11 protein-coding genes are annotated in these 14,291 nt (G+C 34.2%); 4 read left to right on the forward strand and 7 right to left on the reverse strand.

From position 1 onward, the window contains the following. Positions 1 to 35 precede the first annotated feature (35 nt). From L3049_RS01265 to L3049_RS01275, 3 genes are all read right to left on the reverse strand, one after another. Positions 36 to 626 (reverse strand): 3'-5' exonuclease, encoded by a 591-nt coding sequence (locus L3049_RS01265; protein ID WP_275107958.1) that lies wholly within the window; start codon positions 624 to 626, stop codon positions 36 to 38. Positions 627 to 686: 60 nt separating this feature from the next. Continuing rightward, on the reverse strand, positions 687 to 1,202 hold the full coding sequence (gene tpx, locus L3049_RS01270) for a thiol peroxidase (protein WP_275107959.1): 516 nt from the start codon (positions 1,200 to 1,202) through the stop codon (positions 687 to 689). A gap of 111 nt (positions 1,203 to 1,313) precedes the next feature. Next, a complete protein-coding gene (locus tag L3049_RS01275) occupies positions 1,314 to 3,815 on the reverse strand; it encodes an ATP-dependent Clp protease ATP-binding subunit (protein WP_275107960.1) in 2,502 nt (833 codons plus the stop codon). Positions 3,816 to 4,114: 299 nt separating this feature from the next. Here L3049_RS01275 and gyrA point away from each other — a divergent pair, with 299 nt between their 5' ends. Together gyrA and L3049_RS01285 are read left to right on the forward strand one after the other, a co-directional pair. After that, positions 4,115 to 6,610 (forward strand): DNA gyrase subunit A, encoded by a 2,496-nt coding sequence (gyrA, locus tag L3049_RS01280; protein WP_275107961.1) that lies wholly within the window; start codon positions 4,115 to 4,117, stop codon positions 6,608 to 6,610. A 102-nt stretch (positions 6,611 to 6,712) separates the two neighbouring features. Next, positions 6,713 to 7,885 (forward strand): tetratricopeptide repeat protein, encoded by a 1,173-nt coding sequence (locus L3049_RS01285; protein ID WP_275107962.1) that lies wholly within the window; start codon positions 6,713 to 6,715, stop codon positions 7,883 to 7,885. A gap of 134 nt (positions 7,886 to 8,019) precedes the next feature. On the opposite strand, the gene L3049_RS01290 is transcribed toward L3049_RS01285, so the two are convergent. The 4 genes from L3049_RS01290 to L3049_RS01305 all read right to left on the reverse strand — a co-directional run bounded on the left by L3049_RS01290 (position 8,020) and on the right by L3049_RS01305 (position 12,614). Then, entirely contained in the window at positions 8,020 to 9,729 is a 1,710-nt protein-coding gene (locus L3049_RS01290) for a response regulator (protein WP_275107963.1), read from the reverse strand. Continuing rightward, positions 9,730 to 10,833 carry an FIST signal transduction protein gene (locus L3049_RS01295; protein ID WP_275107964.1) on the reverse strand — a complete coding sequence of 368 codons (1,104 nt, stop codon included), beginning with the start codon at positions 10,831 to 10,833 and terminating at the stop codon, positions 9,730 to 9,732. 169 nt (positions 10,834 to 11,002) lie between these two features. Continuing rightward, a complete protein-coding gene (locus tag L3049_RS01300) occupies positions 11,003 to 12,172 on the reverse strand; it encodes an adenylate kinase (protein ID WP_275107965.1) in 1,170 nt (389 codons plus the stop codon). 70 nt (positions 12,173 to 12,242) lie between these two features. Next, the gene (locus tag L3049_RS01305; RefSeq protein WP_275107966.1) at positions 12,243 to 12,614 is read right to left on the reverse strand and encodes a DUF7670 domain-containing protein; all 372 of its coding nucleotides are present in this window, start codon (positions 12,612 to 12,614) and stop codon (positions 12,243 to 12,245) included. 231 nt (positions 12,615 to 12,845) lie between these two features. Here L3049_RS01305 and L3049_RS01310 point away from each other — a divergent pair, with 231 nt between their 5' ends. Both L3049_RS01310 and L3049_RS01315 read left to right on the forward strand, forming a co-directional pair. After that, entirely contained in the window at positions 12,846 to 13,247 is a 402-nt protein-coding gene (locus L3049_RS01310) for a hypothetical protein (protein ID WP_275107967.1), read from the forward strand. Between the two features lie 5 nt (positions 13,248 to 13,252). After that, positions 13,253 to 14,287: a glycoside hydrolase family 130 protein gene (locus L3049_RS01315; RefSeq protein ID WP_275107968.1), complete on the forward strand. Its 1,035-nt coding sequence runs from the start codon at positions 13,253 to 13,255 to the stop codon at positions 14,285 to 14,287. Positions 14,288 to 14,291 lie beyond the last annotated feature (4 nt).

Raw genomic sequence — 14,291 nt, forward strand, 5'->3', positions numbered from 1 at the left:
AAAGGAAAGGCAGATCGTTTGATCTGCCTTTTTTATTAAAATAAACTTCCCTGTTCTTGGTACATTCCTGTTTTTTTCAGTTCAAAGAAACAATCGGCACATGCCTTAACATCAGCAAGTGCATCGTGAGCGCCATCGAATCCTTTCTGGAATAAATGCTGATGAAGTTCTGTTAAGTTAGGCCATTTATAACCATATTTACCCGGAATTTGGCAAATGTTGGTAGTGGTTTTCATGGTGCATATTTTAGGAATGTCAATTAACCTGCTATTTGTGTCTTTTCTTAAAAATTCAGCACCCATTATTACTTCATCAAAGCTAATATTGTGGGCAATAAGAAAATCTGCTTCGTTTAAAACTTGGCTGAATTCGTTTAAAGCTTCAGATAAATCAACTCCTTCTTCGATGGCTCTTTCCGTAGAAATTCCATGCACATTCGAGGCTTCTGTCGGAATAATAAATCCTTCTGGAATAATTATTCTATTTGCTCGTTTAATTTCCTGATTCCTACTGTCGTAAAGCAGCCATGCTAGCTGAACAAGCCTAGGCCAATTGTCTAAATCAGTAACTGGGGCATTCCAACGCTTGGGAAGACCTGTTGTTTCCGTATCAAAAAATAAGTACATATTGTGTATTTAAAAAAAGCCCCATAATGGAGCTTTTTAAGTTCATATCATTAATGATTATTAAACCAATTTCTTAGCGACTTCTAATGCAGCTTCGTAATTTGGTTCGTCAGTTACTTCAGGAACATATTCTACGTATTGAATTGTATTTTCCTTGTCAATAACTACTACGCCACGAGTCAATAAACGTAATTCTTCAATGGCGAATCCATACTTATATCCGAAATCCATTTCTTTGTGATCTGAAAGCGTGATTAAATTTTCAATACCTTCAGCACCACAAAAACGTCCTAAAGCAAATGGTAGATCGTTAGACAAAGTGATGATTTGTACATTCTCACCTAAATTAGAAGCCTCTTTGTTAAAGCGGTGAGCTTGAGCTGAACAAACGCCGGTATCAACAGAAGGAAAAATAGAAAGAATCTTAACTTTTCCATCGAAATCGGAAAGAGAAACAGGAGCTAAACCTTGATTAAGAGCAGTGAAATTTTCTGCTTTGTCACCTTTTTTTATTTCTGATCCTACTAGAGTCATTGGGTTGCCTGCAAAGGCAATTTTATTACTATTTTTATTCATAATTTTAATTTATTGTTGTTTAAACCAAAGATAATAATTGTTTTCAATTTTGTCTAAATAAAAATAACAAATAGAAATAAATAAAAGCCGGAAATTACTTCCGGCTTTTATTTATTCTACTTCCTTATTTTGTTTCAAGATCTTAGTGATGATCTTACTTTTATTCTTATCTAAACCGACCGAAATGGTATCGCCTTCGGTAAGTGAGGCTTTAATAATGACTTCAGCCATTTCATCCTCGAGGTATTTTTGAATAGCTCTTTTTAAAGGTCGTGCTCCATATTGAACATCGTAGCCTTTTTGCGCAATGAAATCTTTAGCTGCACCAGATATTTTAATTTTAAAGCCAAGTTCTTCAATACGACCATAAAGGCCTTTTAATTCAATGTCAATAATCTTATGAATATGTTCTTCGCTTAATGAGTTAAACATGATCAGATCATCTACACGATTGATGAATTCAGGAGCAAAGGCCTTGCGAAGGGCTTTTTGAATGATACTATTTGCATAATCGCTATCTCCGGAAGATTTTGACTGAAAACCAATACCCTTGCCAAAATCCTTCAATTCCCGGGAACCAATATTAGATGTCATGATGACAATACAGTTTTTAAAATCAACTTTACGGCCTAAAGAGTCGGTCAATTGACCATCGTCAAGTAATTGAAGCAGAATATTAAATACATCAGGATGAGCTTTTTCAATTTCATCCAGGAGTACTACAGAATAAGGCTTACGACGAACTTTTTCCGTTAATTGACCACCTTCTTCATAACCTACATATCCTGGAGGTGCACCTACCAAACGAGAGACAGCGAACTTCTCCATATACTCACTCATATCGATACGAATAAGAGCTTCAGAACTATCGAATAGATATTCTGATAAAACTTTAGCTAATTGTGTTTTACCCACACCGGTAGGACCTAAAAAGATGAATGAACCAATTGGTTTGTTAGGATCTTTTAATCCAGCACGGTTTCTTTGAATGGCTTTAACAATTTTTCCGATGGCATCATCTTGTCCAATTACTTTGCCTTGAAGTTGATTACTCATTTGAAGTAGGCGAGAGCCTTCTGCTTGCGCGATTCGCTTTACCGGAACTCCGGTCATCATAGCAACTACTTCAGCTATATTTTCTTCTGCAACTTTTTCCTTTTGTGTACTTAAATCTTTTTCCCACTTCTCTTTCTCACGTTCTAAATCTTCAGAAAAGTTCTTTTCTTTATCTCTAAAGCTAGCGGCGAGTTCAAATTTTTGAGCTTTAACGGCTTTTATTTTATTCTGACGAGTCTCCTCAATTTTCTTTTCAAGCTCCTCAATGATAACAGGAACATTGATGTTCGAGATATGAACTCGTGAACCAGCTTCATCAAGAGCATCAATAGCTTTGTCAGGAAGATGACGATCACTTACATATCGTGTTGTTAGCTTTACACAAGCTTCAATTGCATCAGGTGTATAAAAGACATTGTGATGATCTTCGTATTTTTCTTTGATATTATTCAATATTGATATTGTTTCATCAATGGATGTTGGCTCAACCAGAATTTTCTGGAATCGACGCTCTAATGCACCATCTTTTTCAATATTCTGGCGGTACTCATCCAGTGTTGTTGCACCTATACATTGAATCTCGCCTCGAGCTAAAGCTGGTTTCAGCATATTAGCAGCATCAAGTGAGCCTGTAGCGCCACCAGCACCAACTATGGTGTGAATTTCGTCGATAAATAGAATGATATCAGTTGTTTTAGCCAATTCATTAAGAATAGCTTTCATTCTTTCTTCAAATTGACCTCTATATTTCGTACCCGCAACAATAGAAGCTAAGTCGAGTGTCACAACTCTTTTGTCGAAAAGAACACGAGAAACCTTTCTTTGAGTAATTCTAAGGGCCAAGCCCTCAACAATAGCAGATTTACCTACGCCAGGTTCACCAATTAGAATTGGATTGTTTTTCTTTCTACGACTAAGTATTTGTGCCAGGCGCTCAATTTCAGTCTCACGACCTACAATTGGATCTAAAGTTCCTTCTTCAGCCGCCTGAGTGATATCAACTCCAAAATTATCGAGAACAGGTGTATTTGATTTTCCCCTTGCTGCAGTTCTTTTAGAGTCTCCACCTGAAACGCCACCTTTATCTTCGCGATCTTCTGGAGGATAATCTGCCTGTGCTTTTGGGAAAAGAGTTTTTAAATTCCCTTTTACTTTGTTGTAATCTATGGTGTTGTCTTCCAATACCTGCGTAACCAAGCTTTTTTCATCTTTCAAAATGGCTAACAATAAATGACTAGTGTCAATGGTTTGGTTCTTTAAAGCTTTGGCTTCCAGATAAATTAATTTCAAAACACGTTCAGCTGATTTTTGCAGAGGAATATTGTTTTGGTCCAATTCTGAAATAGCATCAGACTTAAGATTTTTTTCTATGTTTTTTCGAATGTCGTAAAGATCAACGCCCAAAGAAATGAGGATGTCGACAGCAACACCTTCACCTTCACGCAGAATCCCTAAAAATAGATGTTCAGTACCAATGGCACTGTTTCCTAATCTTTCGGCTTCATCTTTGCTTAAAGAAAGGACATCTTTTACACGGGGTGAAAATTTTGAGTCCATATAGTAGGTCTTTAAAATTTCATAAATAATATTAATTAATTTGGAATTTTTTCTTCCAAATTTTGAATCGTAGCATTAAAATAACGAAAATTATTTAGATACAAGCCTAAATTGATGATCTATTTTTTGTCGAAATGATATCAAATATCGGTTTTAAACTAATAATCAAGCTCTAATAGAAAATGGGCTAAATATTTATCTTAATTCACGTATAAATATCGCTTCTTTTGTTACGCAGAATCTACATATTTTGTTACTTTTGTATTTCCGAGAAATGTTTAGAATTTTAAAATAAATATATGACCACGGGAGAAAGAATCATACGCATTAATATTGAAGAGGAAATGAAGTCTGCTTACATCGATTACTCGATGTCAGTAATTGTTTCCCGAGCTTTACCAGATGTTAGAGATGGACTTAAGCCTGTTCACCGACGAGTATTATTCGGAATGAATGAATTGGGTATAGCCGCAAATAAACCTCATAAAAAATCTGCAAGAATCGTAGGTGAGGTTCTCGGTAAGTATCACCCACATGGTGATAGCTCAGTTTATATGGCCATGGTTAGAATGGCTCAACACTGGTCGTTGCGTTACCCTTTGGTTGATGGACAAGGAAACTTTGGTTCGGTTGATGGTGATAGCCCTGCAGCTATGCGTTATACCGAGGCTAGAATGAAGAAGATAGCGGAAGAAACCCTTGCTGATCTTGACAAGGATACAGTTGATATGTCTTTTAACTTTGATGAGACACTTAAGGAACCAACTGTACTTCCAACTCGTATCCCAAATTTATTAGTAAATGGAGCATCGGGTATTGCAGTAGGTATGGCAACTAACATGCCTCCTCATAATTTAACTGATACGATTGATGCTACCATTGCTTATATCGATAATAACGATGTTACAATTGATGAGTTAGTTGATATTGTTAAAGCTCCTGACTTTCCTACTGGCGGTATCATTTATGGCTATCAGGGTGTAAAAGAGGCTTATGAGACAGGTAGAGGGCGTGTTGTTGTTCGTGCTAAAACAAATATAGAGGTTACAGATTCTGGCCGTGAGAAAATCATCGTATCAGAAATTCCTTATATGGTTAATAAGGCTGAGCTTATCATGAAAGCCGCTGATTTAATCAACGATAAAAAGATTGAAGGCATTTCTAATGTCAATGACGAATCGGATAGAAAAGGGATGCGTATCGTTTTTGATTTGAAACGTGATGCGATTGCAAATGTTGTATTGAATAAATTATTCAAATACACACAAATGCAATCATCTTTCTCAGTGAATAATATTGCACTGGTAAAGGGAAGACCTAGATTATTAAATCTTAAGGATTTGATTCATTACTTTGTTGAGCATCGCCATGATGTGGTCGTACGTCGTACTCAGTATGAGTTAAAGCAAGCAGAAGCAAGAGCTCATATTCTTGAAGGTTTAATTATTGCTTTGGATAACATCGATCAGGTTATTGCTTTAATTAGAGGTTCGAAAACGCCAGAAGAAGCAAGACTTGGTTTAATGTCTAATTTTGAATTAGATGAAATCCAAGCGAAAGCAATTTTGGATATGCGTTTGCAAAAGCTTACTGGTCTTGAACGAGATAAGCTACATGCTGAGTATGAGGAATTGATGAAATTGATTAATCATTTGAATGCGATTCTTAACGATGAGCAAATGAGAATGGGTATCATCAAAGATGAATTACTTCAGGTTAAAGCGAAGTATGGTGACGAAAGAAGAACTGAAATCGTATACGCTTCAGAGGATTTTAACCCGGAAGATTTCTATGCTGATGAAGAAATGGTAATTACTATTTCTCATATGGGCTATATCAAGCGTACACCATTAACAGAGTTTAAAACTCAAAATAGAGGTGGTGTAGGAGCGAAAGGATCTCATACCAGAGATGAAGATTTCCTTGAGCATATGATTATGGCTACTATGCACAATACCATGCTATTCTTTACTGAAAAAGGTAAATGTTTCTGGTTGAAAGTGTATGAAATTCCAGAGGGATCGAAGCAATCGAAAGGTCGTGCTATCCAGAACCTATTAAATATTGAGCCAGATGATAAAGTAAAAGCTTATATCAATGTTCTGACTCTAAAAGAAGAAGAATATATTAACAACAATAATATTGTTCTTTGTACAAAGAAAGGTGTTGTCAAAAAGACTTCCTTAGAAGCTTATTCACGTCCTCGAGTAAATGGTGTAAATGCAATTACTGTCCGTGAAGGTGACCAATTATTGGAGGCGAGATTAACGAATGGTAAGAAAGAAATATTAATTGCTGCTCGTTCTGGTAAAGCAATTAGATTTGCTGAAGATCAGGTTAGAGCAATGGGAAGAACAGCTTCTGGAGTACGAGGAATTACGCTACGTGACGAGGCTGACGAGGTTGTTGGCATGGTTTGTGTTGAGAATTCTGACGAAGACATTATGGTTGTTTCTGAAAACGGTTATGGAAAACGTTCCAATATCGATGACTATCGAATTACGAATCGTGGAGGGAAAGGTGTTAAGACCATAAATATTACTGATAAAACAGGTGAACTGATTGCACTTAAGTCTGTAAGTGATAACGATGACTTGATGATCATCAACAAATCCGGAATTACGATTCGTCTAGCAGTTGCAGGATTAAGAGTTATGGGACGTGCTACACAAGGAGTTCGCCTAATTAACTTAAGCAAGAAGGACGATTCGATTGCAGCTGTTGCTAAGGTAAATTCTTCGAATGAAGATGATACCGAGACTAATACAGAAGAGGCTACGGAAGGAGAGAGTTAAATAATAGATACTTAGACTGATTATAAAGAAAACAATCTTGTACTAAATATTAAATAAAAAATTATTTTTGTCCAAGATTGTTATTAAAACTAAACATTGATTATGAAAAAATTATCATTCATTATGGTTCTTCTTTTGTGTGTTTCAATGGTAAACGCTCAAAAGAGTAAAGTAACAGGAGCTAGTAATTACCTGAATTCAGGTAAGCTAGATAAAGCAAAAGAAGCTATTGATGCAGGTATAGGACATGAAAAATGTGTTGCTTGGCCAAAAGCCTATCTAATTCAAGGTAAAGTGTACCAGGCTATTTTTGAAAGTCCACTTCCTGCATATAAAGGGCTTTCTGATAATGCACTTGATGTTGCCTTTGATGCTTATATGAAAGCTTTAGAGTTGGATCAAAAAGGTAAGATGATGAAGCCTGTAAAGGCTCAAATGACAAATATGATACCTGATTATACCAATGAAGCTGTTAATCTGTATAATAAAGGTGACTTTTCAGGAGCGTTGAAAGCTTTTGAAAAAGTTTTGGAAATTGAAAACATGGAGATGTTCAAAGCTGATAACTTAGCTGTTGATACTGCTGTTATCTTTAACGCAGGTCTTGCTGCACAGAAAGCAAATAATCTTGAAGCTGCAATTAAATATTATAAGCAAACAATAGGTTATAATTATGGTGGTGCCAAAGCTTATGCATACCTTTCTAAAGTATTAACTGATAGTGACAAAGGAGAGGAGTCATTAACTTATCTTCACAAAGGATTTGAGTTGTATCCAAACGATGCTTATATGTTAGTTGAGCTAATTAACCATTACTTATTAGGTGGTGAACCAGAGAAAGCTGCAGAATATCTTGATAAAGCAATTGCTTTAGATCCGGAGAATGGTTCATACTACAGAGCGAAAGGCACCTTATATGAGAAAACAAATGAGCCTGCCAAAGCTAAGGAGATGTATGAAATTGCTTTCGAAAAAGATCCTAAGGATTTCACATCTCAGTACAACCTTGGTTTACTTAAGCTTAATGCAGCGATTACAAACCATAAGGCAGCTAACGAGATTATGGATGCAAAGAAGTATAACGCAGCTATTAAAACTGTTTATACAGAGTATGAAGGCGTAATTCCTTACTTCGTAAAAGTACTTGAATTGCAACCAGGTGAGAAAAATTCTTTAATTACTTTGAAAGAGCTTTATTTCAAGCTAAGAAACGAGAAGCCTGAGTACCTTGAGAAATATAATGAGGTTAAGGCTCAATTAGAAGGTTTGGAGTAATTCATAAAATACCATAAAAATAAAAGGGAGTTTTTTAGCTTCCTTTTATTTAATGTATTCTATTTAACGTAATGTTGATTATAGGACTTTTAGATATTTCAAGAAATTCAAGTCATTTTTTAGAAAGATGGTAATTATAAGAATTTTTGTAGAATTTCAATAAGCTTATGTGGATCAATAGGCTTCGTAATAAAGTCATCAGCACCGGCAGCTAAGCATTCCTCTTTTTCATTATTTAATGCAAAAGCAGTTTGCACAACAACAGGAATTGTTGAATCAATTTCCTTTATCTGTTTAATCGCATCTAAGCCACCAATTTCTGGCATTCTAATGTCCATTAAAACCAAATCAATACTATCGTTAGATTTACAGATATCAATAGCATCGGCACCATTTTTAGCCCAGATTACCTCTGCGTCGGTTAATTCTATTATTGCGTTTAAGTATTTAAAATTGGATTTTACATCCTCAGCAATAAGAACCCTGCGATTCGAAAAATCAATTAATTTAACTTCTGAAGAATCATTCTCTGAACTTGCTGAATCTTTAGAATGATTTAATAATTGGAGATTTGATTTTATAGAATCATGTAGTTTAAAGTAAAAATTTGAACCAACCTCAATTTTTGAATCAAACCAAATTTCACCATCTAAAAGATGAACTAGCTTTTGGCAAAGTGTTAAGCCAATTCCAGAACCTTCAAATTTTCTTGTTGAACTGTTTTCTCCCTGCCTGAATATTTCGAAAATTGTATGTTGTTTTTCCGTACATATTCCGACACCTGTATCTTTTATGAAAAAAACAGGATCAATATCATTTTCAATGAAATAACCTATTTCAATAATGCCATTAGCCGTAAACTTCATGGCGTTATCAATCAGATTGTCAAGGATTTGTATAATCTTATTCTTATCCGAAAAGATTGAAATATTTTCACTGTTAGGTGGTAGCTTTAAGCGTAAATCTACATCTGATTTAATATTTGAATTTCTCGTATAAGCCTTGAATAAATCCATAATCACTGGATTTAAAACAAATTCATTTTTGCTTACAGCGAGTTGATTTGTCTCCATTTTCGAAACATCAATAAGATTGTTTATCAGCTTTAACAGTTTCTCACTATTGTTAGAGATATGCTCAATAAATCCTTTGTGTAACTCAGCATCTATATCTTTATCTGATAATAAATTGGAGAATCCAACAATCGCATTGATCGGAGTTCTTATTTCATGGCTAATATTAGAAAGAAAGGCTGATTTTAATTTTTCAGACTCCTCCGCTTCTTTTTTTGCCTTTTCAAGAAGTTTTTTAGTTTCTGTAATTGTAATTAAATCCTGAATCGATTTTTCATGAAATAAACAAGCTTTAATCGAAATAGAAAACTTATCAACCACATTACGTAATTTGGTTAAGTCGATATCATTCCAGATTCTCTTTTCTGAAGAGGAATATAGCATGATAAAACCAAGATTTTGCAGTTGGAAAAAAGTAACAGCTCCCCCCTCTTTTACCTTAAAACCAATCTGTTCACTTATTTCCTTTGTTAGTATACATGAAAATGAAGGACGGTCATTGAAGCAATGATCTAAAAATAAAGAATCATCAATGTCAACAGTCTTTAGTTTTATTATAGGATGCGAGTAGATGGCCTTATAACCTGAAGAAACATTAGAATAAGGTATGTTGTAATTTTTAATCCAAACACAACCAAACTCAATGTTTTTAAAGGACATGAGTGTATGTAAAAACTGTTTGCAATTTTCCTTTTTATCTAATGAGCGACCTACTGATAAGGCTAGCTCATATAAAAATGAAATGTCTTTAATGAGGTCGTTTGTTTGCATTTATTCTGTATATGAAAATCCTAAAACAATAGATTTATTTAATAATTCAGGGTATCCTTCTCCGCTAGAATAAATTTCACCAATGGATAATACACCTTCTAAATTTACATTATTTTGATTCCTTTTGATTTGTTCAGTCAAGTTAATTAATTCTGTATAAAAAGCGTCACTTAAATGAATTGCTCTTGAAATACAGTCAAAAATTAAAACATCGTTTACCGTAGATTTCTTATCTATACTTTGAGAAACAATTCTTTCAGGAAGTGCATGTAAATCATTTTTATCTACAGACATCAAATCAATGAGTGAGTTTTCAGGTATATTTCCAACGCATTGTAAAAATCCTTCACGAGAGACTTTCATAGGATCACGAACAATGTATTCTTTGTTTTCTTTATAAATTCCAAATGGATAATGTATTGAATTTAATTCAAAATTTTCATGATCTATAAGGATGTCTAAATGTTCTTTTAAGAAACGCTGATATACCACAAAAGCATTCTCCCAGTTTAACTCTTCGATGAAATTTTGATTCGTTTTTGTGGCAATAAAGGGGCCAAATATCTTAGACCAACCGTGTAAGGATCCTGTAGTGGTTCTTTTTTTAGTTAAGGTAACAATTGTGCCATGAGAAAAAACTCCATCCTTACAAAAGAGGATTCCTTCATTATTTTCAATGGTGCGTCCTGTACCTCCACCTAAAAATTTCACATCATTGCCTAAATTAGTGTACAATGTGCGTAAATGATCAGAACTTTTTGATGATAGTCCTGAAGTAAGAACATAAGCTGTAGTAAATGTTGATTCGGTGAATTCCGTAAATTGAGTGTTGAATGTTTCTGTTGTATCAAAATAAATGGATACATTTTCATCTGAAATCAATTTTATTATTGCTCCTGAGGAAGAAACATTGTTATTGTTAATCACTTTAGGGAAAATCCCACCTGCAAATTTTATGTTTTTGCTATTTAGGATATTAACTAGTTTTGTGAGATCTATTCGTGTTTTTTCTCCAAGAAGAATAAGAACAGAATAACGATTAGAAAGTGTTAACTTTTCTACGGAATCTACGATAATATTTACACTTGGATTTTCTAAATACATAGTCTCTGCTCACGAATTATTCAAATACAATTTTAACGAAATTATAAGCTTTAATCGATTGGTTTTGATTAAAGATGAATTTCAAGCTGTCAAGGAGCAGCATTGTGCTACAAGAGTAAAAAATAAAAAAAAACTGACTTTACGTATCGTAAAGTCAGTTTTCAAATCATTATCGGATTTTCTTAAATGAGTTATTAACAACATCCGTAAGCCTTTGGAATATTTCTTCTTCGTTTCCAACTCCATTTACGCCTTCAAACTTATTCTGTTTGGTGTAGTAACTACTTACCTTGGAACTTCTTTTCTCATATTGCTCCAATCGGTGAATAATTATATCTGTATCAATATCATATTTTCTTTTTCCTTGAGTCTTACCTCTTGCTGTTAATCGTTTTATTGATTCAAGCGTTGAAACATCAAGGCTTATAGATGATGTAACAGTCGATTCTAGTTTACGAAGCAAGCCATCAAGAATATACGCCTGAACAATTGTTCTTGGAAATCCCTTAAAGATAAATCCATTGGCATCAGGATGTGTTTTAATTTGACGCTCAATCAATTTAATAGCAATCTCATCAGGTACGATATCTCCTTTTTCGATATACTCTTTGGCACTCATACCCATATCGGTACCTTTCTTAATCTCCTGACGCATCAGGTGACCTGTTGAAATATAAACCAAATTAAATTTCTTAGCCAACATACGACCTTGTGTACCTTTCCCTGAACCAGGAGGGCCCAGAAGAACCATATTGATCCATGTACGCTCAAGAGTTTGATCAACCACAGAAGTTAAACGTCCAAAAATCTCATCGATATCCCCCATCCCATCAATGGGATGATAGATTTCCTTTTCTTTATAAAACTCAGCTACCGGGGTCGTTTTTGTTTCATATTCTTGAAGTCGAACATTTATAACTTCCTCAGTATCATCAGAACGGTTTTCAGTTTCTGCTCGCTTAAGTAAACGATTCTTCAAATTTTCATTGGGAACCTCTAAACTTAACATACAATCAAGTTTCGTATTCAGTTTAAGCAATAAACCTTCCAGAATATAAGCTTGAACAGTAGTACGTGGAAAACCATCAAATAAGAAACCATTAACATCATTATTAGAGGAAATTTTCTCCTCCATAATTTGAACAATGATCTCATCAGGTACCAGACCACCTTGTTTAATGATATCTTTCGCCTGAAGACCTAATTCAGTACCTTCAGCAATTTCTGCTCGTAAAATATCACCGGTAGAAATGTAAGCGAGATTATATTTCTCAACCAACATCTTAGATTGAGTTCCCTTACCAGCACCCGGAGGGCCGAATAATGCTATATTTAACATGTATCAGTTTTTATTTTTTGTGTTTAAGTATGTTTAATTGATCTTTAAATTAAGTAATTTTTAAACAATTTTATCTAAGGAATATCAGTAATGTTTTTTTACTTTTTTCTAAAATTAAGATACTAATTACCCAACAAAAAAGGTGTAATAAGCCTAAAAGTAAAAAAGTAGGAAATACTGGACCATTCCAAAATGCATAATTGGCTACAGCAAAGAAAGAATACCCACCTATAAGCAATAAACTACCTAAGAATTCATATTTCCAAACAGCAATTAGTCCCATTAACATGATCACATTTGCTGCGAATAACCTTACTTCTTGTTCTGACATTAGATCAAAATCAGGGGAGCCAATTTGAATAGCAAACCAAATAAAAAATAGGAATAAGAATATTCCTAAGAATCGTGCAATCCAACGAATTATGGTTATGGCTAGTTTCAATTTGAATTCTAATTTAACGGTTAGACAAATTAAAATAAACTTGCCTTTTATCAAATATAGATGTTTTAATATTTAATTGAAAATGAAGAGTGGAGATAAAAACATACATTTAATTGAGTTGCCTTAATGTTACTTGTTTTACAGGCCTGATAATTAGTGGATTTAAATTGACATTCTTCTCTGAATGTCTTATATTTTATTTAGCGAATTGTTGAACTAAAATATATCGATATGAAGGCAAATTATATCTGCCCAAATTGCAGAACGTACCTTAACGTTGGAGATCGAATTGTTATTTCTGCAAAAAATCATAAAGGAGATAAAGGAATTCTTCTCTTCAGTATTCATTTAGGAGACTATGAAATTCAAAAACATTCATGGTTTGATATTGAAGAAAACGAAGTCATTCGTATGTTTTGTCCTTGTTGCCATAAAAGTTTAAAACACCCAAAAGTTCACGAAAACATTTACAAGGTAATCATGCAGGATGAAGAAGATCAGGAGTATGAAATTCTATTCTCAGGGATTTATGGTGAGAGGTGCACTTATCAAATAAGTGAAGAAAAAGTAAATACATTTGGTGATGATGCAGGCAAGTATCTGAATTACACCAATCTGATTAATATGTCGTAAATATTATGGAACGACACAAAGCGAACCCGTTAATTGTTCCAAAAGACGTAAAAGCTTCAAATGCTGCTTACCAAGTATTAGGTGCCTTTAATCCTGCTGCAACAAGCTTTAAAAAGGAGATAATCCTCTTACTGCGGATTGCGGAGAATTGTGTTCCAGAAAAAGACTATGTCACAATTCCTTTTTATGATGTAAATGGTGCAAATACGATCCGAATAAGAAAGGATGACAAGGATTTAACTTTTAAAGATACTCGTGGCTATTTTTACAAAGGGAAAGATTATTTATCGACAATTAGTCATTTGCGAATAGCGAGAAGTTTGGATGGAGTTAACTTTTTAGTAGATCATACTCCCTTTATATACCCTACTTTACCGGAAGAATGTTTTGGTGTTGAAGATGCTAGAATTGTAAAAATAAAAGATCTATATTACATCAATTACACAGCAGTTTCTGGTGATGGATATGTTACCATACTTGCCTCTACCGAAGATTTTATTTCAGTTCAAAAAATAGGGATCATTTTCCCTCCTTTAAATAAAGACGTGGCTCTTTTTCCAGAGAAAATAAAAGGTCAATATATGGCCTTACACCGTCCAGATAACAAAGGTTTTGGTTTGCCTTCTATTTGGTTAGCAAGTTCTCCTGATTTAATAAATTGGGGAAATCACAAATGCTTATTACGACCAAATGGATCTAAGGAAGAAAGTCAGAAAATTGGAGGCGGATCCTCTCCAATTAAAACGGATTCTGGCTGGCTAGTTATTTACCATGCGAAAGGTGATGACAGTGTTTATACTCTCAAATTATTGCTGCTTGATATTGATGATCCTTCAAGAATAATAAGTATTGGAAAGACACCAATTTTGTCTCCTCAAGAAACTTATGAGAAGGATGGATTTTTTCCAAATGTTGTTTTTACGAATGGAACAATCGAAAAAGATAATGGAGAATTATGGATATATTATGGAGCTTGTGATGAAACTGTTTGTTTGTTTAAAACATCAGTTTTTGAATTATTATTACGACTAAATAAATAGTAAG

Origin of the sequence: Labilibaculum sp. DW002, assembly GCF_029029525.1 — a bacterium.
GTDB lineage: Bacteria > Bacteroidota > Bacteroidia > Bacteroidales > Marinifilaceae > Paralabilibaculum > Paralabilibaculum antarcticum.